General features: G+C 65.6%; 22 protein-coding genes and 1 tRNA gene. 11 read left to right on the top strand and 12 right to left on the bottom strand.

The features are described 5' to 3' along the window. Positions 1 to 4 precede the first annotated feature (4 nt). On the bottom strand, positions 5 to 379 hold the full coding sequence (locus tag J1N50_RS15765) for an NADH-quinone oxidoreductase subunit A (RefSeq protein WP_058456716.1): 375 nt from the start codon (positions 377 to 379) through the stop codon (positions 5 to 7). A 218-nt stretch (positions 380 to 597) separates the two neighbouring features. Between J1N50_RS15765 and J1N50_RS15760 the strand changes: the two genes are divergently transcribed. Beyond that, positions 598 to 1,080 (top strand): YbjN domain-containing protein, encoded by a 483-nt coding sequence (locus tag J1N50_RS15760; RefSeq protein WP_215355422.1) that lies wholly within the window; start codon positions 598 to 600, stop codon positions 1,078 to 1,080. Positions 1,081 to 1,225: 145 nt separating this feature from the next. Here the strand turns inward: J1N50_RS15760 and J1N50_RS15755 are convergent, their stop codons facing one another. The 3 genes from J1N50_RS15755 to J1N50_RS15745 form a co-directional block, all read right to left on the bottom strand. Beyond that, complete coding sequence (locus J1N50_RS15755; RefSeq protein ID WP_215355420.1) at positions 1,226 to 2,044, bottom strand: inositol monophosphatase family protein; 819 nt, start codon at positions 2,042 to 2,044, stop codon at positions 1,226 to 1,228. A gap of 96 nt (positions 2,045 to 2,140) precedes the next feature. Then, complete coding sequence (gene efp, locus J1N50_RS15750; RefSeq protein ID WP_215355418.1) at positions 2,141 to 2,704, bottom strand: elongation factor P; 564 nt, start codon at positions 2,702 to 2,704, stop codon at positions 2,141 to 2,143. Between the two features lie 111 nt (positions 2,705 to 2,815). Beyond that, a complete protein-coding gene (locus J1N50_RS15745) occupies positions 2,816 to 4,768 on the bottom strand; it encodes an OPT family oligopeptide transporter (protein ID WP_215355415.1) in 1,953 nt (650 codons plus the stop codon). Between the two features lie 139 nt (positions 4,769 to 4,907). On the opposite strand from J1N50_RS15745, the gene J1N50_RS15740 reads away from it, so the two are divergent. Then, the gene (locus J1N50_RS15740; RefSeq protein ID WP_215355413.1) at positions 4,908 to 5,069 is read left to right on the top strand and encodes a hypothetical protein; all 162 of its coding nucleotides are present in this window, start codon (positions 4,908 to 4,910) and stop codon (positions 5,067 to 5,069) included. Here J1N50_RS15740 and thiE read toward each other — a convergent pair. Further along, entirely contained in the window at positions 5,054 to 5,689 is a 636-nt protein-coding gene (gene thiE, locus J1N50_RS15735) for a thiamine phosphate synthase (protein WP_215355411.1), read from the bottom strand. The two genes, J1N50_RS15740 and thiE, sit on opposite strands and share 16 nt — an antisense overlap. Positions 5,690 to 5,724: 35 nt before the next feature. Here thiE and J1N50_RS15730 point away from each other — a divergent pair, with 35 nt between their 5' ends. Next, positions 5,725 to 6,126, top strand: coding sequence for a hypothetical protein (locus tag J1N50_RS15730; RefSeq protein ID WP_215355409.1), 402 nt, complete (start codon positions 5,725 to 5,727; stop codon positions 6,124 to 6,126). Here J1N50_RS15730 and J1N50_RS15725 read toward each other — a convergent pair. The 5 genes from J1N50_RS15725 to tkt all read right to left on the bottom strand — a co-directional run bounded on the left by J1N50_RS15725 (position 6,123) and on the right by tkt (position 12,103). Next, positions 6,123 to 6,779, bottom strand: a complete 657-nt coding sequence (locus tag J1N50_RS15725; RefSeq protein ID WP_215355407.1) for an O-methyltransferase — start codon at positions 6,777 to 6,779, stop codon at positions 6,123 to 6,125. The two genes, J1N50_RS15730 and J1N50_RS15725, sit on opposite strands and share 4 nt — an antisense overlap. 4 nt (positions 6,780 to 6,783) lie before the next feature. Continuing rightward, positions 6,784 to 7,674 carry a fructose bisphosphate aldolase gene (locus tag J1N50_RS15720; RefSeq protein WP_425516952.1) on the bottom strand — a complete coding sequence of 297 codons (891 nt, stop codon included), beginning with the start codon at positions 7,672 to 7,674 and terminating at the stop codon, positions 6,784 to 6,786. Positions 7,675 to 7,751: 77 nt separating this feature from the next. Further along, a complete protein-coding gene (locus tag J1N50_RS15715) occupies positions 7,752 to 8,948 on the bottom strand; it encodes a phosphoglycerate kinase (protein WP_215355405.1) in 1,197 nt (398 codons plus the stop codon). 143 nt (positions 8,949 to 9,091) lie between these two features. Continuing rightward, the gene (gene gap / locus J1N50_RS15710) at positions 9,092 to 10,099 is read right to left on the bottom strand and encodes a type I glyceraldehyde-3-phosphate dehydrogenase (RefSeq protein WP_215355403.1); all 1,008 of its coding nucleotides are present in this window, start codon (positions 10,097 to 10,099) and stop codon (positions 9,092 to 9,094) included. 36 nt (positions 10,100 to 10,135) lie between these two features. Beyond that, a complete protein-coding gene (tkt, locus tag J1N50_RS15705) occupies positions 10,136 to 12,103 on the bottom strand; it encodes a transketolase (RefSeq protein ID WP_215355401.1) in 1,968 nt (655 codons plus the stop codon). Between the two features lie 157 nt (positions 12,104 to 12,260). Here tkt and J1N50_RS15700 point away from each other — a divergent pair, with 157 nt between their 5' ends. The 4 genes from J1N50_RS15700 to J1N50_RS15685 all read left to right on the top strand — a co-directional run bounded on the left by J1N50_RS15700 (position 12,261) and on the right by J1N50_RS15685 (position 13,919). Next, positions 12,261 to 12,461: a hypothetical protein gene (locus tag J1N50_RS15700; RefSeq protein ID WP_058456705.1), complete on the top strand. Its 201-nt coding sequence runs from the start codon at positions 12,261 to 12,263 to the stop codon at positions 12,459 to 12,461. Then, on the top strand, positions 12,454 to 12,876 hold the full coding sequence (locus tag J1N50_RS15695) for a cell division protein ZapA (protein ID WP_215355399.1): 423 nt from the start codon (positions 12,454 to 12,456) through the stop codon (positions 12,874 to 12,876). Before J1N50_RS15700 ends, J1N50_RS15695 begins: the two co-directional genes overlap by 8 nt. Positions 12,877 to 13,053: 177 nt before the next feature. After that, complete coding sequence (locus tag J1N50_RS15690; RefSeq protein ID WP_246553636.1) at positions 13,054 to 13,692, top strand: 5-formyltetrahydrofolate cyclo-ligase; 639 nt, start codon at positions 13,054 to 13,056, stop codon at positions 13,690 to 13,692. Beyond that, positions 13,689 to 13,919, top strand: coding sequence for a DUF2842 domain-containing protein (locus J1N50_RS15685; RefSeq protein WP_343227900.1), 231 nt, complete (start codon positions 13,689 to 13,691; stop codon positions 13,917 to 13,919). Before J1N50_RS15690 ends, J1N50_RS15685 begins: the two co-directional genes overlap by 4 nt. Before the next feature lie 78 nt (positions 13,920 to 13,997). Here J1N50_RS15685 and J1N50_RS15680 read toward each other — a convergent pair. Both J1N50_RS15680 and J1N50_RS15675 read right to left on the bottom strand, forming a co-directional pair. Next, positions 13,998 to 14,074 (bottom strand) — tRNA-Asp (locus J1N50_RS15680). A gap of 43 nt (positions 14,075 to 14,117) precedes the next feature. Then, positions 14,118 to 15,317 (bottom strand): AI-2E family transporter, encoded by a 1,200-nt coding sequence (locus tag J1N50_RS15675; protein WP_343227899.1) that lies wholly within the window; start codon positions 15,315 to 15,317, stop codon positions 14,118 to 14,120. A gap of 287 nt (positions 15,318 to 15,604) precedes the next feature. On the opposite strand from J1N50_RS15675, the gene J1N50_RS15670 reads away from it, so the two are divergent. The 4 genes from J1N50_RS15670 to J1N50_RS15655 all read left to right on the top strand — a co-directional run bounded on the left by J1N50_RS15670 (position 15,605) and on the right by J1N50_RS15655 (position 23,292). Continuing rightward, positions 15,605 to 16,516 (top strand): hypothetical protein, encoded by a 912-nt coding sequence (locus J1N50_RS15670; RefSeq protein WP_246553633.1) that lies wholly within the window; start codon positions 15,605 to 15,607, stop codon positions 16,514 to 16,516. Continuing rightward, positions 16,516 to 16,980, top strand: a complete 465-nt coding sequence (locus J1N50_RS15665) for a hypothetical protein (protein WP_215355395.1) — start codon at positions 16,516 to 16,518, stop codon at positions 16,978 to 16,980. Before J1N50_RS15670 ends, J1N50_RS15665 begins: the two co-directional genes overlap by 1 nt. Before the next feature lie 74 nt (positions 16,981 to 17,054). Then, complete coding sequence (locus tag J1N50_RS15660; RefSeq protein ID WP_215355393.1) at positions 17,055 to 18,113, top strand: DUF11 domain-containing protein; 1,059 nt, start codon at positions 17,055 to 17,057, stop codon at positions 18,111 to 18,113. A gap of 28 nt (positions 18,114 to 18,141) precedes the next feature. Continuing rightward, the gene (locus J1N50_RS15655) at positions 18,142 to 23,292 is read left to right on the top strand and encodes a hypothetical protein (RefSeq protein ID WP_343227898.1); all 5,151 of its coding nucleotides are present in this window, start codon (positions 18,142 to 18,144) and stop codon (positions 23,290 to 23,292) included. Positions 23,293 to 23,363 lie beyond the last annotated feature (71 nt).

The raw sequence follows: 23,363 nt of genomic DNA, 5'->3' as shown, positions 1-23,363 counted from the left end.
CTGCTCATTCCCAATCCAACGCGCCTTTTTTCCACGCGTACACAAGGCCGATCGCGAGTTCGGCAAGGAAGATCATCATCGTGGCCCAACCGGCCCAGCCGATTTCCTTGAGGCTGACCGCCCAGGGAAAGAGGAAGGCGGCTTCGAGGTCGAAGATGATGAAGAGGATAGCGACGAGATAGAAGCGCACATCGAACTGGCTGCGGGCATCCTCGAACGCGGGGAAGCCGCATTCATATTCGGTCAGCTTCGCCGGATCGGGCTTGTGTGCGCCGGTCAGGCGCGCGACGCCCATCGGCAGAAAGACGAAGGCCGAGGAAAGGCCAACGGCTATGACCAGAAAGATCAGGATCGGCAGATATTGCGTCAGATCGACCATGGGAGCTCGCAGTCTGTTTTAAGGCGTTTACCACCCCTTTGTTGGGCGCGCTTTAGGCCAGCAAGCCGCGCCTCGCAAGCGCTGCGGCGAGGAAATTCGTTGCCGTTGTGACCAAAAGCACAAACGGCGCTGGAACGCGCCCCTATCCTCATGATACGCGGACGGCAGGGGTCGATATTTCGGGCCTTTGGCGCCCGTTTCGAAACTGGGGAGCTTTTATGGGACCAATTTTTCATCGCGCCATCGTCGCAGCGGCCGCCGCACTGGCACTCTCGGCGGCGCAAGCCCATGCCGAACTGGTGAATGCGAAGAATCCCGCGACGATCAAGGCGATCCTCGAGTCGCAGGGCTGGCCGGCGACGCTTGTCACCAAGGACGGCGACGATCCCTATATCGAAAGCAACCGGAACGGCCTGAAATTCCTCGTCCTGTTCATGAACTGCGAGGACAACCGGAACTGCAAGACCCTGCAATATTATATGGGTTTCAGCGACGCGAAGGATGTGTCGCTCGACCGACTCAACCAATGGAACCGGACCAAGCGCTTCGCCCGCGCCTATCGCGATGACGAAGGCGATCCGGTGCTCGAAATGGACGTCGATGTCGACTTCGCCGGCATTCCGCGCGAAAACCTCGGCGAGACGCTCAACACCTGGTCATCGCTGATGGACAGTTTCCGCGAGTATGTTTTCGAAAAGTGATGGCCACCTAGGTCAGCCCCGCCCCTCCTTCGTCACCCCGGACTTGATCCGGGGTGCATAGCATCGACGCCGGGACGGATGCCGGATCAAGCCTGTCCTTAGCCTGTCGAAGGGTCCGGCATGACGATGGAAGGGCTAAGGCCCGTCAGGCGTTGCGCAGCGCGCCCGCGACCAGCTTCTGAAGCTTGGAATGGACCGCGCCGCTGCCGGCGATGAATTCGCTGCGCTCGATCGCGCGGTCGCCGCCGCGGAAATCGCTGACGAAGCCGCCCGCCTCGCGCACCAGCAACATGCCCGCGGCGACATCCCAGATGTTGAGCTGGCTTTCCCAGAAGCCGTCGAAGCGGCCCGCCGCGACCCATGCGAGGTCGAGGCTGGCGGCGCCGAAGCGGCGGATGCCGGCGACTTCGGGCGCGACCGCGCCGAAGATGCGGCTCCACTGCGCCATGTCGCCATGCCCCATGAACGGGATGCCGGTGGCGATCAGGCATTCGCTCAGCTGGCGGCGCGACGCGACGCGCAGGCGCCGGTCGTGCAGCCACGCGCCGCGGCCGCGCTCGGCCCAATAGCTTTCGTCGGTGACCGGCTGATAGACCAGCGCGGCCGTGACGTCGCCCCAGCCGCCGCCCAGCTTCGGCTCCTGCACCGCGATGGAGATCGCGAACTGCGGGATCGCGTGGAGGAAGTTCGACGTGCCGTCGAGCGGATCGATGATGAAGCGCGGTTTGCCCGGCTCGCCCTCGATCTCGCCGGCCTCTTCCATCAGGAAGCCCCAGCCGGGACGCGCGTGGGTCAGTTCGTCATAGAGGGTGCGCTCGGCGGCCTGGTCGGCCTTCGACACGAAATCCGCCGGCCCCTTTTGTGAAACCTGCAGATGCTCGATCTCGCCGAAGTCGCGGCGCAGCTTCGTGCCGGCCTTGCGCGCGGCGCGTTCCATGACGGTGATGATGCCGGAAATGGCCATATCAATTCCTCCGAAGCCGTCATCCCAGCGGAGGCTGGGATCGCTATCGGCAAACAAGAACGTTAGCGGCCCCAGCTTTCGCTGGGGCGACGAGTATTAGTCCGCGCGGCGAACATATTCGCGGTCATAGACATTGACCACGATGCGCGTGCCGCTGGTGATGTGCGGCGGCACCATGACGCGCACGCCATTGTCGAGGATCGCGGGCTTGTACGACGACGACGCCGTCTGGCCCTTCACCACGGCGTCGGCTTCGACGATCGTGGCTTCGATCTGCTCGGGCAGTTCGACCGAGATCGGGCGTTCTTCCCACAGCTCCAGGACGACTTCCATGCCGTCCTGCAGGAATTCGTGCGCCTCGCCGACGACGTCCTTCGAAATGTTGATCTGTTCGAACGTGTCCTTGTCCATGAACACCAGGTCGTCGCCCTCGGCATAGAGGAACTGGAAATCCTTGGTGTCGAGGCGGACCTTCTCGACCGTATCCGCGCTGCGGAAACGGTTGTTGAGCTTGCGCCCGTCGATCAGATTCTTGGCTTCGACCTGCATATAGGCGCCGCCCTTGCCCGGCTGGGTGTGCTGGATCTTGGTGACCTTCCAGATGCCACCTTCATATTCGATAATATTGCCGGGACGGATTTCAACGCCGGTGATTTTCATCGCGCACACTCGCTGGTTCAAGGATGGAAAGAGCCGCCGGCGCATCGCCTGCGCCGGTCACAGGAGCGCGCCCTTAGCCGCGTGGCGCGCGAAGGGCAAGCGGCGCGTGCGTCACGCGGTCGTCGCGACGGCCTTGCGCGTCCGCGCATAGCTCATCGCCACGAGGACGACGAACAGGCCGAGGCCGACGAAGATCGACGGGACATGGAATCCGTCGCCGACCACCGCGAGCGGCGCGTCGCTGTCAGTGGCATAGACGAGGCCGGCGTAGAAAACGCCGAACAGGCTCTCGCCGACGATCATCCCCGTCGCGGTCAGCACGCCCATGCGATGCGCAAATTCGGGGTTGGCGCGGCGCTCGGCCCAGCGGTCGTAGAACCAGCCGCCGATCGCGCCGATCACGACGGGCAGGATCACCGTCATCGGCAGATAGATGCCGATCCCGATCGCGAGCGGCGGCAGGCGCAGCTTGCGCGCACGGCCCAGCAGTTCGTCGACGAGGATGAAACCGATGCCGGCAAGCACGCCGTAGCCCAGCATCGTCCAGTTGAGGTCGCCGCCAAGCACGCCCTTGGCGAGCGACGAGATCAGCCCGGCCTGCGGCGCCGCCAGCGCATTCGGCCCTGCCCCCGGCACCCCGACGAAGCCCAGCGTCTCGTTGAGCACGTTGAGCACCGGCGGCACGACGAGCGAGCCGAAAAAGACACCGATCATCAACGCGACCTGCTGCTTCCACGGCGTTGCGCCGACGAGCTGGCCGGTCTTCAGATCCTGCAAATTGTCGTTCGAGATCGTCGCGATGCCAAAGACGACGCCGGTGACGATCAGCGCATAGGCGACCATCGCCGCGCTCGCGTCCGCGCTCCCGCCGCGCCCGAGCAGGCCGACGAGCAGCAGCGACGACGCGATGATCGCGAGGATGCCGATCCCGGACACGGGCGAGTTCGACGCCCCGATCAGGCCCGCCATATAGCCGGTGACCGACGCGATCATCAGCCCGATCACGATCACGAACACCAGGGCGCCGACGACAAGAATCGCTGCCGAACCCGCCAGCGGTCCGCCCGCAAGCACCGACCAGAGCAGCCAGGCGATCGGCAGCAAGGTCAGCAGCGAACCGCCGAACACCCAGCCGATCGGAATGTCGCGCTCGCCGACCGCCAGCGCCTCGCCGGCGGTGCGCGCCCTGCTCGCCGCCATCGCCGACCGGATGCCGCCGATCACCGGCCCGGCGATCTTGAGCAGCGTCCAGATCGCCGCGACCGCAATCACGCCGGCCCCGAAGAATCGGACGTCGGCACGGAACACGTCGTTCGCAATCGCCTCGACATCGGCGCCGCTCGCGCCCTGCGTCAGGATCGGCAGCAGGATCCACCAGCCGGTGACCATGCCGACGAGCTGCGCAAGACCGACCGACAGGCCGACAAGGTGGCCGACGCCGAACAGCGCGAAGCTGAGCCCGCCCGCCACGCCGGTCGCGCCAGCCCCGACATTGAACCAGCGCGACACCTCGGCCGCGGCAAGCTTCATCTGGGTGAGCAGGGTAAAGGCTGCGGCGACGACGCTGTTCCACAGCAGCGCCGACAGCCCCGCCTTGTTCTCGGCCGCGCCCTCGGCGCTCGCCGCGCCGACATGCAGAACCTCCGCCGCCGCGCGGCCTTCGGGATAGGGGAGATCGGCCTCGACCACCAGCGCGCGGCGCAGCGGCACCGAAAAGAGCACGCCGAGGATCCCGCCGAGCATCGTGATGGCGGTCGTCTCGATCATCGGGAAACCCTGCCAGTAACCGACCATGATCAGCCCCGGCAGCACGAAGATGATCGCCGCCAACGTGCCCGCGGCGCTCGCGATCGTCTGGACGATATTATTCTCGAGGATCGTCGATCCCGACATGAAGCGCAGCAGCGCCATCGAAATCACGGCGGCGGGAATCGATGTCGCAAAGGTCAGCCCGACCTTGAGACCCAGATAGACGTTCGCCGCGGTGAACATCAAAGTCAGCAACCCACCCAGCAGGACAGCCCGTAAAGTCAGTTCGCGCATCGCTGTGCCATCGCGGTTCATAATCGTCCTTCCGCCTATTCAAGGGCGCCGTGTTGCGGTGACTTGGCGACCCACACAAGCAAAAAACCGATGAACCGACGATGATTTGACGTATCGATCCAATCCCTTTCCGCCGCCTCGGCGCAAAAGGCGCTTCATGATGAACGTGGATCTCCCCGACCAGCCGTCCCGTGCCAGCGCGGCCAAGCTGCCAAAGCGCCCCGCCCCCTGCGCGGGACTGTTCGGCTGGCGCAAGGACGGCGCGCCGCCGCGCGAGGGCAAGGCGGAAAAATCGCCGGGCCGCGACTATCCGGCCGGCTGATTTTCGAGAATCGCGGCAAAGGCTCTCACCGCCGCTGCCGGCCCCTCCGGATGGTTCCAGACCGCCCCCGACACCGCGAGAAAATCGGCGCCCGCATCGACCAGCAGCTTCGCGTTGTCGGGCGTGATCCCGCCGATCGCGACGCACGGCAGTTCGAACAAGCCCTGCCACCAGGTCAGGATCTCGGGGTCGGCGCGGTGCTCGACCTCCTTGGTCGTCGTCGGGAAAAAGGCGCCGAACGCGACATAGTCGGCGCCCGCCTCTCCCGCTTCCATCGCGAGGTGACGGCTCGCGTGACAGGTCACACCGATCTGCGCGCCGGGGCCGAGCAGGCTCCGCGCCGCTTTCGGATCGCCGTCGCCCTGCCCCAGATGCACGCCATCGGCCTTGAGTCGCTTCGCGAGCGCCATATCGTCGTTGACGATGAAGGCGACATCCTTTGCCGCGCAGATCGCCTGCAACGGCGCCGCAAGCCGCGCCGCCTCATGCTGGTCGAGACCCTTGACGCGAAATTGGAACGCCGCGACCGGCGCGGCGGACAGCGCGGCTTCGAGCCGGTCGGGAAAGTCGCCGCCGACGTCGAGCGGCGAGATCAGGTAAAGCTGGCAAGTCGTGGTCATGGCGGGTTCATAGCGATGGCGCCAGACGCGGGCAAATGCAGAACATGACCCGCATCGCCGCCCCGGCCCTCGCCGCCCTTCTCGCGCTTTCGGCCTGCGCCACGACGGGCCGCGATGCGCCGCTTGCCGACGGCAGCGACGTCGCGCTCGGCCAGCGCGCCTATGTCGACGGCCCGCTGGTTCAGCCGGTCGCGGTGCTGGAGGACAGCCGCTGCCCGATGAACGCGCGCTGCATCTGGGCGGGCCGCGTGAAGGTGCAGATGGTGTGGATTCGCGGCAATGGCGAGAAACAGCCGTTCGAGGCGACGCTGGGCGAGCCGGTCCAGCTTGCCGATGGCCGGTTCACGCTCGAATCGGTCCGGCCCGAGAAGCGCACCGACGCAACAATCAAACCCGGCGACTATCGGTTCAGCTTCCGCTTCGCCGGCGGCCTCTAGAGCACCCGCGCCAGCACGAAGCCGTCCCACCCCTTCGATCCGACCGTCTGCACCGCGGTCGCGTCGAGGCGCGAATCGCCGTGCAGTATCTCGAACAACGCGCGCGTGCCGGCGATCCGCGGATCGCCGCTGTTCGCGTCGAGAACCCCGCCCTCGCGCACGACATTGTCGACGACGATCGTCGTGCCGCTGCGCCCGAGCCGGATCGCCTCGGTCACATAATGGGCATTGCCCTGCTTGTCGGCATCGATGAAAATGAAATCGAACGGCTCGCCCGGCGCCATCGCGGCGAGGCTGTCCTTCGCCGACCCGACACGGATATCAACCCGGTCGCCGAGCCCGGCGCGCTCGACATTTTCGGCGGCAACGCGGGCGTGCCTGCGATCGATCTCCAGCGTCACCAGCAAGCCGCCCTCGGGCAGCGCCCGCGCCAGCCAGATCGTCGAATAGCCGCCAAGCGTCCCGATTTCGAGAATGCGCCTTGCGCCCGCCATCTGCGCGAGCAGGAACAGCATCTTTCCCTGCGGCGGCGACACGTCGATCGGCGGCAGGCCCTGTTTCTCGTTGTTGGCGAGGGTGGCGGCAAGCGCATCGTCGGCGCCGAGCAGTTTGCCGGCAATATACTCGTCGACGGCTTGCCACCCCTCTCCCATCACATCAGGCCACCGAGGCCGCGTGAATTTCGTCGATCGCGCCGCCCAGCGACGCATTGAATTCCTCGTCGCTCATCTGATGGCGCAGGTCTTCGAGCAGCGCGCGGCTGAAGCTCGCGATGATGCCCGGATTCTTCGCCAGCTCGACGCACGCCTCGGGGCGCGCGAAGCCACCCGACAGCGCGACGACGCGCAGCACCTTGGGATGATCGACCAGCGGCTGGAACAGCCCCGCCTCGGTCGGCAGCGACAGCTTGAGCATCACCGGCGCGCCGGTCCAGGCGTCGAGCGCGGCCAGCGTCTCCTCGAGCAACAGGCGATCGGCGGCGTCGCGCTCGGCGCTCTTGATGTTCACTTCGGGCTCGATGATCGGAACCAGCCCATGCGCCGCGATTCGCGCCGCCTCGGCGAACTGCTGCGCGACGATCGCCTTGATCCCGGCGGGGTTGGCAAGATTGATGACGCTGCGCATCTTGGTGCCGAAAACGCCTTTGGCGACCGCACGTTCGCACAGCACATCGAGACCCGGATTGGGCTTCATCAGCTGGACGCCGTCGGCCTCGTCCTCAAGTCCCTTGTCGACTTTCAGGAACGGCACCACGCCGCGCTCCCACAACAGCGCCGGAACCGGCTTGCCGCCCGCCTCGCCGTCCATCGTGCGCTCGAACAGGATCGCACCGATCACCTTCTTGCCGTTGAAACAGGGCGCGGTGACGATGCGGCTGCGCATGTCGTGGATCAGCGCGAACATCTCCTCGTCGTTCGAATAGGCATTTTCCTCTATGCCGTATCCCTTGAGCGCCTTGGGCGTCGAGCCGCCGCTCTGGTCGAGCGCGGCGATAAAGCCCTGCCCCGATTTGATCTGTTCCAGCATCTCGGCATTGGCGGTCGTCATAAACTCTCCGTGACTTTGCATAGGTATGCGGTGGCGCGCATGGCTTCCCGCGCCGGGGAAGCCAATGCGACGATAAACTAGATTTTGAGCGCGTCGACGCCCGGCAGCGGCTTGCCTTCCATCCATTCGAGGAAGGCACCGCCCGCGGTCGAGACGAAAGAGAAATCATCGGCGACGCCGGCATGGTTCAGCGCCGCAACGGTATCGCCGCCACCCGCGACCGAGATCAGCGAACCTTCGCGGGTCAGCGCCGCCGCGGTCCTGGCGAGCGCGACGGTCGCGGTGTCGAACGGCGGCGTCTCGAACGCGCCGAGCGGGCCGTTCCAGACGAGCGTACGGCAGTTCTTGAGCACGTCCGCAAGCGCCTCGACCGCGGCGGGGCCGACGTCGAGGATCATCTCGTCGACCGCGACTTCATGGACGTTGACGGTACGCGTCGGCGGATTGGGCGCGAATTCCTTCGACACCACGACATCATAGGGAAGATGGATCGTGCAGCCCGCGGCGTCGGCGCTGTCGAAGATGGCGTTGGCGGTATCGACAAGGTCATGCTCGCACAGCGACTTGCCCACATCGACCCCGCGCGCGGCCAGGAAGGTATTCGCCATGCCGCCGCCGATGATCAGATGGTCGACCTTGCCGACCAGGTTGCGCAGCACTTCGATCTTGCTCGACACTTTCGCGCCGCCGACGACCGCCGCGACCGGATGCGCCGGATTGCCGAGCGCCGCGTCGAGCGCCTTCAGTTCGGCCTCCATCGCGCGGCCGGCATAGGCGGGCAGCCGGTGCGCAATGCCCTCGGTCGAGCCATGCGCGCGGTGCGCCGCCGAAAAGGCGTCGTTGACATAAAGGTCGCCAATTTCGGCGAGCGCATCGGCAAAGGCCGGATCGTTCTTTTCCTCGCCCGGATAAAAGCGGCTATTCTCGAGCACCGCAACGTCGCCCGGCGCCAGGACGGCAACGCCTGCCTTCGCGCCCTCGCCGACGGCTTCGGGGATGAACATCACCGAATGGCCGAGCACATCCTCGACCCCGCCCATGACGAGGCTCAGGGATTGCGTCGGGTTTTTCGCGCCCTTGGGTCGCCCGAAATGGGCGAGCAGCAGGACGATCGCGCCCTTGTCCGAAAGCTCGCGGATCGTCGGCATCGCCGCCTGAATCCGCGTCGAGTCGCTGACCGCGCCGTCGATCATCGGGACATTGAGGTCGACGCGGACGAGCACGCGCTTGCCGGTGACGTCGCCGATATCGTCGAGGGTCTTGAAATTCGCCACTTTTCCTCGCTCCAATCCTGAAATGCTCCCCCGCGAAGGCGGAGGGCCATCTCCTGCGCTCTCGTTGCCCGCTGCGGTTCGCGCGATTTCGATATGGTCGAAGATGGCCCCCCGCTTTCGCGGGGGAACATCAGAATATCGAATTACAGAAACCTGGCGATCACGCCCGCGGTATCGACCATGCGGTTCGAGAAGCCCCATTCATTGTCGTACCAGCTCAGCACGCGCACCAGCTTGCCGTCGATGACCGCGGTTTCAAGGCTGTCGATGGTCGAGCTCGCGGCATTATGGTTGAAGTCGATCGAAACCAGCGGCTCGTCGGTATAGCCGAGCACGCCCTTCAGCGGGCCTTCGGCGGCCGCCTTGAGCACGGCATTCACCTCTTCCTTCGTCGTGTCGCGGAGCGGCGTGAAGGTCAGGTCGACGACCGAGACATTGGGGGTCGGCACGCGGATCGACGAACCGTCGAGCTTGCCCTTGAGTTCGGGCAGCACCAGGCCGACGGCCACGGCGGCGCCGGTCGAGGTCGGGATCATCGACATCGCGGCGGCGCGGGCGCGGCGCGGGTCGCTGTGGATCTGGTCGAGGATCTTCTGGTCGTTGGTATAGGCGTGGATGGTGGTCATCAAGCCGCGCTCGATGCCGATTGCCTCGTGCAGAACCTTGGCGAAGGGCGCGAGGCAGTTGGTCGTGCACGACGCGTTCGAGATGATCCGGTGGTCGGCGGTGATCTTGTCGTCGTTGACGCCATAGACGACGGTCAGGTCGACTTCCTTGGCGGGGGCCGAGATCAGGACGCGCTTGGCGCCCGCATCCAGATGCTTCTGGCCGCCCGCCTTGTCGGTGAAGAAGCCGGTGCATTCCATCACGATGTCGATGCCGTTCGCGGCGTGCGGCAGCGCGGCCGGATCGCGCTCTGCGGTCACCTGGATGCGCTTGCCGTTGATGATGAGGTCGTTGCCGTCGACTTCGACGCTGCCGTTGAACGGCCCATGCACCGAGTCATGGCGAAGCAAGCGGGCATTCGCCTTGGCATCGCCAAGGTCGTTGATCGACACGAGTTCGAGGTCGTGGTCGGTCCGTTCCAGAATGGCGCGCGCCACGTTGCGGCCAATGCGTCCGAAACCGTTGATTGCGACTTTCACTGCCATGTCGAGGAGTCCTTTCTGCGTGTGGAGGCTTGGGTCTTACGCGCCGAGCCGTGCCAGGATCTGGGGTGCGATAGAATCGGCGGTAAGGCCGAAATGCCTGAATAGGTCTTCGATCGGCGCCGAGGCGCCGAAGCTGTCGATGCCGAAGCGGAGGCCATCGCGGCCGGTGTAGCGCTCCCAGCCGAAGGTCGTGCCGGCCTCGATCGAGACGATCAGCGCATCGTCGGGCAGGATATCGGCCCGGTAGGCGCCATCCTGCTCGTCGAAGAGTTCGGTCGAGACCATCGACACAACGTCGGCGCCCTGCCCGGCGGCTTCCAGCCTGTCGGCGACTTCGAGCGCGAGCGACACTTCCGAGCCCGTCGCGACGAGGACGACCTTGCGCGCCGCCGAGGCTCCGCGCAGGCGGTAACCGCCTTTGACGCACAGATTTTCCGTGACGTCATGACGCAGCGCAGGAAGATTCTGGCGAGTCAGCGCAAGCAGCGACGGCCGCTCTTCCTGTGCCAGCGCGATTGCCCAGCATTCGGCGGTCTCGACCGCGTCGGCGGGACGCATGACGAGCAGGTTGGGCATCGCGCGTAGCGACTGGAGATGTTCGATCGGCTGGTGCGTCGGACCATCCTCGCCAAGGCCGATGCTGTCATGCGTCATCACATAGACGACGCGCTGCCTCTGCAACGCCGACAGGCGGATCGCCGCGCGGCAGTAGTCGGCGAAGACCAGAAAGGTGCCGCCATAGGGCACGACGCCGCCGTGGAGAGCCATGCCGTTCATCGCCGCCGCCATGCCGAACTCGCGGATGCCGTAATAGATATAGCGGCCCGCATAATCATTCCTGGTCAGCGGCTTGGTCGACGCGGTTTTGGTGTTGTTCGAACCGGTGAGGTCGGCGCTGCCGCCGACGAGCGACGCGATATCGGCGGTCAGCGCGGTCAACGCATTCTCCGACGCCTTGCGCGTCGCGACCTTCGGCGGCTCGTCGACCAGCCCGTCGAGATAGGCTTTGAACGTATCGCCCGGCGCGATTTTGCCGCTCAGGCGATCCTCGAATTCCTTTTTCTTTTCGCTGTTTGCAAGGCGATTATTCCATTCGGCATGAAGTTTCTTGCCCTTCTCGCCAAATCCCGCCCATGCCGCCGCGACATCGGCCGGAATGACGAACGGCTCGGCCGTCCAGCCCAGCGTCGCGCGGGCAGCGGCAACCTCGTCGGCGCCCAGCGGCGAACCGTGCGTCGCCGAGGTGCCCTGCTTGTTCGGCGCCCCGAAGCCGATCAGCGTCTTGCACGCGATCAGCGACGGCCGATTGTCGGCCAGCGCACCGTCGATCGCGCGGCGGATATCGGCCGGATCGTGCCCGTCGCAGCTGTCGACGTGCCAACCGGTGGCGGCATAGCGTGCTTTGACATCCTCGCTCGTCGACAGGTCGGTCGCGCCATCGATCGTGATCATGTTGTCATCCCACAGCACGATCAGCCGCCCAAGCTGCAAATGTCCAGCTAAACCAATGGCTTCGTGGTTTATGCCTTCCATCAGGCAGCCGTCGCCCGCGATCACCCATGTGCGATGATCGACAAGATCGTCGCCATAGATCGCGTTCAAATGCCGCTCGGCGATCGCCATGCCGACCGCGGTCGCCAGCCCCTGCCCCAGCGGCCCCGTCGTCGTTTCGACGCCCGCGAGTTCGAAATTCTCCGGGTGGCCCGCACACGGGCTGCTCAGCTGGCGAAAATTGCGGATCTCATCCATCGTCGGATGCGCATAGCCCGCGAGATGAAGCGTCGCGTAAGCGAGCATCGAGCCATGGCCCGCCGACAGGACGAATCGGTCACGATCGGCCCATTTCGGATCGGTCGGGTCGAACTTCAGATAGTCCGAATAGAGGACCGTCGCGACATCGGCCATGCCCATCGGCATCCCCGGATGACCGCTGTTCGCGGCCTGTACGGCATCCATCGCAAGCGCCCGGATAGCGTTGGCGAGCTGGCGTTCGGGCAATGTCATGGGTCCCCCGGGACAGGATATGAAGATGACGGGATTCGGTGGGGACAGCCCTTTGCGGCGGCAGGGGCAGGAGTCAACCGCCCGCGGCATAAAATAGCGCGCATTTCGGTACGGAGAGGCGATTGCACCCCTCCGTTGGCGCTGCTAACCCTTCGACATGGAACTCGATCTCGACGAATCCAGCCTCGCCATCGGCCGCATCGAACGGGCGCTCAGCCGGATCGAAAAGGCGCTGACCGAACGCGCGAACCGCCCCGCCCCCGAACCCGCCGCGAACGATCAATCGGCGCTGAAAGCCGAAGTCGTTGCCGTGATCGGCGAACTGGACCGACTGATATCGGAGGCGAAGCATGGGTGACGTAAAGCTCAACATCGCAGGGCGCATCTATGACGTGCATTGCGAGGACGGTCAGGAGCAGCAGCTTGTCGGGCTGGCGGCGATCGTCGACGAAAAGGTGCGCGCCATGCCCGGCGGCACCGAAACGCGCCAATTGCTCTTCGCTTCGCTGATGCTGGCCGACGAGGCGATCGAGGCGAAGGGAAAGGCCGACAAGGCCGAACCCCAATCCGACTCGCTCCGCGCCGCCGTGGCGCTTGCCGAAAGCCGCGAGGCGCAGGCGCGCGACGAGCTCAAATCGGCGCTCAGCGAGCTCAACGCACTCAAGAAAGCCAATGCTGACGCCGTCAACACCCCGTCGGGCAACGACCGCGCGCTGTTGCAGATCGCCGATCGTATCGAGGCGCTGGCCGAAAAGGTCGAGCAAATCCCTTGAGCCGCGGCGCCGCGCACCCTACATAGGAGGCGGCGGGAACTGCCCGGCACGAGCCGTTGCGAAAATCCCTGAGGCGATACATCATCCACGGGAGCTGTCCCTGCCCGGACCCTGGTCCGACGTACATGGCCCCCACCTGACGTTACTGGCGTCAGAGGATCTTCCGGCAACCGACCCATGGTGGTCCCGCCACCCACCCACCGAGCGCGGCAGAAAGACCGGATCAGGGCGATGACAGACCGATCCGACGATCTTTCACACAAAAAGAAGGCATTGCGGGGCAAGCTTCGATTCCGTTGCAAACATTTTGCCGCGAATCTCGATCCGATGGCGCGGCTTGCTGCTTTCAGGGTTCTGCCAGCTCCGCTTGCGGATTTGACTGCCGCCGCTCGCTGCGTCGCCGCCTATAGTGCGTGGCGCGACGAGCCGGACATTCTGCCGATGTTAACAGGCGTCCGGATGCTCGCCCTGCCCCATCACGCGGGACGCGTCGACACGATGAGCTTTCACCCCTGGCGGCCGGGCGATAAACTGGAGCCCGGGCCGTGGGGCACGGAACAGCCTCAGGAAAGCGGCGAAACCGTCGTCCCCGACCTCATCTTCTGCCCCTTGCTCGGTTTCGATCGCGCCGGAGGGCGGCTCGGACAGGGGGGCGGGCACTATGACCGCTATTTCGCCGCCCACCCCGGCATCCTGCGCATCGGAATCGCCTGGTCGGTGCAGGAAGTTGACGCTGTTCCGACCGAACCGACCGACGCGCGGCTCGACGCCATATTGACCGAACAGGAATTCATCGTGACCGGAGACCGTCTGTGACCCCGCCCCTTCCCGACCCGCAGCCGAGCTGGCGCAAGCCGGCGGGCATGTTCCTGATCCTGCTGCTGATCGCGATCTGGGCGACGTGCGTCGTCGCGCTGTCGCCCTGGGTCGGCGAGTGGCCGATGCTCGTCCAGGCGGCCTTTTATCTCGTCGCAGGCATCATCTGGGTGCTGCCCTTGAAACCGCTGCTGCGCTGGATGGAACTGGGACGGTGGCGCGGCTGAAAAGCCGCGCCAGTCCATGAATTCCGTTTTGGAAATGTCCCAAGCTGCGGTGGCCATTTCGCCCGAAAGGGCAGAAAATGGCGCGAGTGACGGGGCTCGAACCCGCGACCTCCGGCGTGACAGGCCGGCACTCTAACCAACTGAGCTACACCCGCGTGTGCTTGGGAGAGGCGCCAATATGCGCCGCGCTCCGGCCTGTCAACCGTCGCCATCCTCCTTTTTTCGATTTAACCGGTCGCGCACCTCTTCGGCGGTGGTCAGCGTGCCGTGTTCGAACAGGAAACCCGCCAGATCGGGCGTTCCTGTCGATGCCAGGATGGTCTGCAGAATCAGCAGAAGCGGCACCGCAAGCAGCGCCCCCGGCGTACCCCACACCCACCCCCAGAAGCTCAAGGACACGAGAATCAGCAGCGGATTGATGGTGAGCCGCTTGCCGAGCACCAGCGGCGTGACGAGATTCGCCTCGACCAGATGGACGCCGATGAAGAGCAGGGCAGGCAGCAGCGCGAATCCCACGGCATCGAAGGTCATCAGACCGCCGAGCCCCAGCAACGCCGCCGCAACGATCGGCCCCAGATAGGGCACGAAATTGCAGATGCTGACGATCCCGCCCCACATGAAGGGCGACGGCATACCGAGCGCCCAGAGCAGCAACGCGACGACAAGCCCCAGGATCGCGTTGATCATCGTGATCGTCGCCAGATAATCGGCGGTCGCATCGACGACATTCTGGATCACTCGCGCGGTCTGCATCGCGCCGTCGAAGCTGCCGCGGCGGCGAATCGTCGCGCGCCGCAGCCGCGTCCATCCCGACAGGAAGAAGAAAATCACCAGCACGGCGAAGAACAGCTGGATCGCCGCCGATGGCGCTGCGGAGATGAAATAGTCGACAACCGACGACGGCGCGGTCGCCGCGACCGCCTGCGCGGTCGCCTCGGTCCCCGTCGCGACCGACGTCAGCGTCCGGTCGACGAACTTCTGCAGGCTCGAATAGAAATCGATCAGCGGCGCCAGATTGCTCTGGATGCGCGGGATCGATTCGGGAATGCGGGCGAACCAGCCGGTCGCAGGCAGCACGATGATCGCCAGCGCCGCATTCACCAGCGCCACGAATCCCGCGAGCGCCAGAAACGCGGCGAGCGCCGACGGCAACCCCCGTCGCTCGAGCCATTCGAGCAGCGGGACGAGCGCAATCGACACCACGATCGCGGCGGTGAGCGGCAGGAAAAACTCGGCTCCCGCCTTAAGCGCAAAGGGAAAACCCAGGCAGAAGCTGGCGCCGAGGATCAGCGCAAGCGCGGCGAGCAACCGGTCGCGCCGGAAATCGTCGACCTCGATCTGGCGCAGGGTACTATCGCGCGCCGACTCCGCCTTCGCCCTCCCCCTGTCTTCAGCCACGCCTCGAGCCTCCCGGTTAACCGCTTCTTCTTACGCGAGCTTCAGCCGCCGCGCCACCCGGCCATATTTGCGGCAAACCGCGCGCTTCGCCTGTCCCCATTTGAAGCAGAATGCTGATTTCTACCGAAATTTTAACCAGAAATTACACTTTTTCGCCGATGCCGGGGGCCAAGGACCAGCATTTGGAGTCAAAGATCATGGTGAAAGCGCCTGTGGGGGGCGCGAGGCATCATACGCTTCTTCTTCCCTCTTCAACCGTTGCGCTCGCCGTGGCGCTGATGACGCCCATGCCGGCGCAAGCAGCCGGCACGCTCGCGGGCACGACCATCAGCAACACCGCCAGCGCCAGCTTCGACAATGGCTCGGGGAACCAGACGATCAATTCGAACACCGTCGACATGCGCGTCGACGAGGTGCTCGACGTCGTGGTCGCCGACCAGGCAACCGACGTCCCGACGACCCCCGGCGCGACGAACCAGGTTCTGACCTACCGCGTAACGAACACCGGCAACGGCCCCGAAGCCTTTGCGCTCGGCACGATCGCGAATGTCGGCGGCGACGACTATGATCCGGTCGTCGCCCAGATCTACATCGATGCCAACAACAACGGCACCTATGACGCCGGGACCGACACCCTCTATGTCGCGGGTTCGGAAAGCGCGCTGCAGCCCGACGCGACGATGACCGTCTTCGTCCTCGCGACGACCCCGGGGAGCGTCGCCGACGGCAATCGCGGCATCGTCACGCTCGTCGCGGCGGCGAAGACCGGGACCGGCGCCCCCGGCACAGCCTTTGCCGGCCTGGGCGAAGGCGGCGGCGATGCGATTGTCGGCTCTACCGGCGCAGATGGCCAGGACAATGGCAATTTCCTCGTTTCCGCCGCCACCGTCTCGCTCGTCAAATCGGCGACGATCGTCGATCCCTTCGGCGGCAGCGAACCGGTTCCCGGCGCGATCATCACCTACACGATCACCGCCACCGTCGCCGGGTCGGGATCGGTCAGCGGACTGGCGATCAACGACAATATTCCCGCCGACACTGCCTATGTCGCGGGATCGATCACGCTCGGCGGCAGTCCGTTGACCGACGCCGCCGACGCCGACGCGGGCGACTTTAACGGCACCCGCATTCACATCGGCCTCGGCACCGTTGCCGGCGGCCAGACCCGTACCGTCACCTTCCGCACGAGGATCAACTGATGCGAAAGCTCCTTATCCTGCTGCTCGCGACACTTGCACCGGCGCCGGCCTTGGCCGCCAACCAGGTCGCGCTCGACAACAGCGTCTTCGTCGAACGCGTCACGACCGACGCGAGCGGCAAGCAGCGCGTATTGCTCGAAGAACCGAAGGTCGTCGTTCCCGGCGACCGGCTGGTGTTCGTGCTGAATTATCGCAACGCGGGCGGCGAGCCTGCCGACAAGTTCGTCATCACCAATCCGATGCCGTCGGCGGTGCGCTTCGCGGGAGCGGGCGACGCCAGCCCGATCGTCTCGGTCGACGGCGGCAAGGCATGGGGTGCGCTCGACACGCTCTCGGTCATCCAGCCCGATGGCACCCGCCGTCCGGCGCAACCCGCCGACGTCACGCACATCCGCTGGGCGTTCCAGAAACCCATTCCGGCGGGGGGCAGCGGAAAGGTCATGTTTCGGGGGGTCGTCAAATAATCCTTTGAAGTAAGCCGCTTAACGGTTGCCGGCGGTGGGGAATTTGGCGACCAGCAAAGCCTAGGAATTCAGCTATGACCAGCAAGCTGACTTACTGGGGTTCCATCGGTCTGGCAGTCGCGTTCGGCGCCGCTGCCGGCCCGGCCTATGCGGCCGGGACCACCGCGGGAACCTCGATAACGAATACCGCGACCGTCAACTACCAGGTGGGGGGTGTCGCACAGGGCGCGCAGACCGCTTCGGACACGTTCACGGTCGACCGCAAGATCAACCTGACCGTCGCCGAGGTGGGGACCGTTACGACCAATGTCGTCCCGGGACAGACCAATGCGGTGACGACCTTCCAGCTCACCAACAATTCGAACGAGGTGCTCGACTTCGCGCTCGTCGCGTCGCAGATCACCGGCGGCACCGCCTCGCACGGCGGTACCGACACGTTCGACGCGACGAATGTCCGAATCTATCGCGACAGCACCAGCGGCACGGTCGGCAGCTGGGACGCAGCCGACACGCTCGTCACCTATGTCGACGAACTCGCCGCCGATGCATCGGCGACCTTGTTTGTCGTCGCGGACATTCCGACGGGTCTCGCCAACAGTGCGGTCGCCGGGGTCACGCTCCGCGCGACAGCGCGCGAGGGCGGCACCGCGAGCACACAGGGCGCTGCGATCACCGAGACGACGGGTGCCAACACGTCGGGCAAGGACACGGTGTTCGCCGACACGGCCGGCGTCACCGGCGACACCGCGCGCGACGGGTCGCATAGCGATAACGACGACTATACGGTGCAGACAGCGACGCTGGCGGTCACCAAGACCAGCCGCGTCATTTCGGATCCGTTCAACAATACGACGAATCCGAAGCTGATCCCCGGCGCCGTCGTCGAATATTGCATCGCGGTCGCGAACAGCGGCAGCGCCGCGGCGACTTCGGTCGCGATCACCGACCCGGTCCCGGGCCAGCTGACGTTCAACGCGGGCACCATCCTGCTGAACGGCACGGTCACGGGCAGCACCTGCAACGCCGACGGCACTGCCGGCGGCAGCTACGCGGCGCCCAACGTGTCGGGCACGATCGCAACGATCGCGGCGGGCGCCACGCGCACGCTCGTCTTCCGCGCGACGGTCAACTGATCCGGCGGGGCAGCGGAAGGCGTTCGGCGTGCTTCCGCTGCCCGCCCCGGGGCCAGCGATGCAGTTCCACCGGAAATATCTGTCGTTCGTGACCGCCGCGGTCGCGGCAGCGCTGCTGCCCGCGGCGCCGGCGGCCCATGCGCAGGTCATTTCCAATACCGCCACCGCCGACTGGACCGACAATGGTCGCGCGGGTCAAACGCTGTCGAACCGCGTCGACGTGACGGTCCGGTCACCCCCGCCCGAACAGCCGGTGATCCAGACCTATCGGCTGCTCGAAAACGGCGGCGACAAATCGGCGCCGCTGCGTCCCACGCAATGCGGGGGCTCGATCATCGCGGTGCAGAATCTGGGGGCCGCCAGCAGCGGCAACCTCATCCAGTTGTCGGGAGTATATGCCGGGCTCCCGACGACTCCAGCCTCGCTCCAGAGCAGCAACGCGTTTCGCGCCGGTGAAGTGCTGGTGATCGGCCTCACCCTCGCCTCGGCCAATATCGATCCAAACGCGATCGATACGCTGGCGGCCGTCCTTGATCTTGCCAACGGCGATCGCGAACAGATCACGCTTACCGAGACCGCATCGAACAGCGGCGAATTCACCGGTTTCATCAACACGATCGGTGTGCCGCCCGCCGTCGTCCAGGGCGACTGCCGCCTGTCGGTCAATCCAGGATCGCCGCTCCAGCTTCGCGTCACCGATCAGGCGAACGCCAGCCTCGTCGCCACCGCGACGATCGATTTCCTCGTCGACCCCTTCGGCATCGTGTTCGACAGCGGCGATGGTTCTGCGGTCCCGGGTAGCCGCGTCACGCTGGTCAACGCCGCGACCGGCCAGCCCGCGCAGGTGTTCGGCGACGACGGCGTATCGGCTTACCCTTCGACCGTCGTAACGGGTCAGACCGTCACCGACGGCAGCGGCAAACTCTACAGCTATCCGCCCGGCGACTACCGCTTTCCGTTCGTCGCACCCGGCACCTATCGCCTTGTCGTGGAACCCCCCGCGCCCTACACCGCACCGTCGGCTTCAAGCCCCGCAGATCTCGCGGCGCTGCGTCGTCCCGACGACGGCCTGCCCTTCACCATCACCGATGCGAGCTACAGCCGCGCCTTCACGCTCGACAGCCCCGCGCCTGTTCGCGTGGATGTGCCCGTCGATCGGCCAGGCCTGCCGCTGATCCTGCGCAAGACGACCTCGACGCAGACCGCCGTGCCCGGCGACGTGGTGCAATATCGCATCGAAGTCTCCAACCGCGACGCGCGCCGCTCGACCGGCTCGGTCACCGTCAGCGACGCACTGCCCGCCGGGATGCGTCTGCGCCCCGGTACCGTGCGCGCCAACGGCCAACGGATCGACGCCGTCACGAACGCCAACGGCCGCGATTTCACCGTCAGCCTGCCCCCGCTCGCGCCCGACGCGACCATTCTGCTGACCTATGTCGCCGAAGTGACGGTGTCCGCCCAGCCCGGCAACGCGCTCAACCGCGCGAGCGCAGTCGACAACCGGCGCACCGAAAGCAACATTGCCGAAGCGACGATCGCGATCAAACGCGACCAGCTTGGCGACCGCATGACGATCATCGGTCGCATCACCGATGGCGGCTGCAGCGCGAACCCTGCCAAGGCGCTGGGCGTCGCGGGCGTCCGCGTGATGCTGCAGGACGGCAGTTACACCGTCACCGACGAGGATGGCCGCTATCATTTCGAGGGCGTCCGTCCCGGGCTCCATGTCGTCCAGATCGATCCGTCGACCCTGCCGCTCGACCGCGAGACCATCGATTGCGCGCGTTCGACCGCCAGCGCGGGCAGCGCGATCTCGCGCTTCGTCGAGGGTCGCGGGGGCTCGCTGAAGCGCGCCGACTTCCGCGCCATTGCGGTCGCCCCGCGAGCAGCGCCGAAAACCGCGGCCTTCGAAGCGCCCAAGCCGGTCGGCGACCCTGAGGCCGCGGGCGCGAACCGCAATTGGCTTGAGGGGCAGGCGCCGGGCATCGGCTGGCTCTTCCCCGAAGCCGGCCATAATCCGCGTACCAAGTCGATCCGCGCCGCGATCAAGCACGCAACGGGCCAGAAGGTGACACTGACGATCAACGGCAAACCCGTCGATCCGCTCACCTTCGAAGGCACGAGCAAGTCGGCCGACGGGCTGGTCGCGGTCAGCCTTTGGCGCGCCGTCGAGATCCGCGAAGGCGAAAACAGACTCGTCGCGCAGGTGACGGATGAAAATGGCGCGGTGCTCGAAACGCTCGAACGCAGCGTCCATTATTCGATCACCGCGATGCGCGCGACGCTGATCCGCGAAAAGTCGGTACTGATCGCCGACGGCGTGACGCGCCCGGTGATCGCGGTGCGCCTGACCGACCGCGACGGCAAACCGGTCCGTTCGGGCTTGACCGGCGATTTCAGCGTCCCTGCCCCCTATTATCCCGCGGTCGAAGCCGATGCACAGCAGGCGCGGCAACTCGCCGGTCTCGAACGCGCGCAGCCCGTCTGGCGCATCGATGGCGATGACGGCATCGCCTATATCGAGCTCGAGCCGACGACGGCGTCGGGCACGCTGACGATGGATTTCAGTTTCCGCGACGACAAGGTGACGCGCAAGCAAACGATCGAAACCTGGCTCGATCCGGGCAATCGGCCATGGACCGTCGTCGGCTTCGCGGCAGGAACGCTCGGCTATAACACGCTCGACGACCGCATGGAGCCCGTCGCCGAGGCGCTCGACGATATCAATGCCGACGCCCGCCTTGCGCTCTATGCGAAGGGCCGCGTGCGCGGCAAATGGCTGATGACGCTGGCGTATGACAGCGACAAGGATCAGGACGACGCCCGCTTTGGCGGCATGATCGACCCGCGCGCCTATTACACCATCTATGCCGACCGCAACGAAACGCGCTACGACGCCGCGTCGGTGCGCAAGCTCTACCTGCGCCTCGAACGCCCGCAATTCTATGCGATGTTCGGCGATATCGAGACGGGGATCTCCGAACCCGAGCTCGCCCGCTATCAGCGCGCGCTCAATGGCGGCAAGGCCGAGTATCGCGGCAGGAACCTCGCGGCGACGGCTTTCATTGCCGACACGCCATACCGCTTCCGCCGCGACGAAATCCAGGGCAATGGCCTGACCGGCCCCTACCAGCTCGGTGCGCGCGACATCCTGCCGAACAGCGAACGCATCGTCATCGAAACGCGCGACCGCCTGCACAGCGAGCGGATCGTCGAGAGCGTCAGCCTGACGCGTAACATCGACTATGACATCGACTATCTCGCCGGCACGATCCGCTTCCGCTCGCCGGTGCTCAGCCGTTCGTCGAACCTCGATCCGCAGTTCATCGTCGCCGAATATGAAGTGGACGGCGTCGGCGAGCGCGTGCTCAACGGCGGCGGCCGGGTCAGTTACCAGTCAAACGACGAAAAGCTGCGCGTCGGCGCCACCTTCATCCACGATGAGGACAACAGCACCAAAACCAACCTCGGCGGAGTCGATGCTCGCTATCGCCCGAACGTCGATACCGAAGTGCGCGCCGAATATGCGGTGAGCGACGCCAAGGCGAGGAACGGCAGCAGCGTCGCCGCGGCCGGGACCGCGAAGGCGTGGCTGATCGAGGCCGAACATCACAGCCGCAACGCCGACTTCCTCGCCTATGTCCGCGAGCGCGAAGCGGGTTTCGGTACGGGTCAGCTCAACAGCGGCGAGGACGGCACGCGCAAATTCGGCTTCGACGCCCGCCTGAAGGCGACGCGCAATCTGTCGGCGACCGGAAGCGCCTGGCAGGAAGATTATCTCGACGTCGATGCACGCCGCCGCGCCGCGAAAGCGCTCGTCGAATATGATACTGGCGCGACGGTCCTCCGCGCGGGTCTGACCCATGCCGACGACCGCCTGTCGGACGGCTCGCGCAACACCTCGAACATCGTCCAGTTCGGCGCGACGCAGCGATTGTTCGACAAAAAGCTCGAATTCGATGCCCAGACCGAATTTGCGCTCGGCGGCGAGGACGGGAGCGTCGATTTTCCGACCCGCCATCGCATCGGTGCGCGTTATGCGGTGACGCGCGACGTGAACCTCGTCGGCAGTTACGAAATCGCCGATGGCGACACGGTGCGCGCCCGCACCGCGCGCATCGGCTTCGACCTTGCGCCGTGGGCCGGCGCACGTCTGCTCGCGACTGCGAACCAGCAGGAAATCGGCGAATATGGCCCGCGCAGCTTCGCCGCCTATGGCCTATCGCAGTCGCTGAAGCTCGACGAGCATTGGTCGGTCGACCTCTCGCTCGACGGCAACCGCACCATCGGCGGCATCCGCGCCAGCGACGTGCTCAACGTCGACCAGCCCGCCGCCTCGGGCGGCTTCCTGGGCGATAACGGCACGCTGGCCGAGGATTTCACCGCGATCAGCGCGGGGGCGACGTATCGCACGCAGCGCTGGACGATCACCGGCCGCGCCGAATATCGCGATGGCGAGCTGGCCAACCGCTATGGCCTGACGCTCGGCGGCCTCCGCCAGTTCGGCGAGGGCCAGGCACTCGGCGCGCTCTTCACCTATGCGAAGGCCAGCGGCAGCGGCTCGACCCCGACGACCGAAGTCATCACCTTCGAGGCAAGCTGGGCGCATCGCCCCGCCGACTCGCAAATTTCGTGGCTCAACAAGAGCGAGTTCCGCTCGGACAAGGTTCGCGATGCCATTGCGGGTCAGGTCGGCCCCGTCGGCGACATTCCGTTGACGATAGACGGCGACGCGACGAGCCGTCGCCTGCTCAATAGCCTGTCGATCAACTGGACCCCGCTCGGCAACCGCGGGATTGGCAGCGGCAAGAATTGGTACGAACGCGCCGAAATCGGCCTGTTCTGGAGCATGCGCTACAATTTCGACCGCTTCGGCGCCGACGATGTCGAGGGCTGGTCGAACCTGCTCGGCGCCGACGTCCGCTTCAGCCTGACCGAAAATGTCGATGTCGGCGCCTCGGGGACCGCCCGCATCGGCACCGGCGGCGACACCGTCGCGTGGGTCGGCGGTCCGACGGTAACGCTGGCGCCGGTGAAGAACGCCAACATCACCTTCGGCTATAATTTCGCGGGATTTCACGACCGCGACTTCGAAAACGCGCGCTTCTCGCGCTCGGGCGCCTATGTCACCTTCAAGCTGAAGTTCGACCAGACGAGCTTTGCGGGGCTCGAGCTGTAGGAAATATATCCTCCCTGTGGCGAAGCCATGGGGAGGTGGCAGCGCGAAGCGCTGACGGAGGGGCGATGGCG

This window comes from Sphingopyxis soli, from assembly GCF_018682675.1.
Taxonomy (GTDB): domain Bacteria; phylum Pseudomonadota; class Alphaproteobacteria; order Sphingomonadales; family Sphingomonadaceae; genus Sphingopyxis; species Sphingopyxis soli.
Note: the sequence above shows the minus strand (reverse complement) of the source record. Positions and strands in the feature narration are given on the sequence as shown.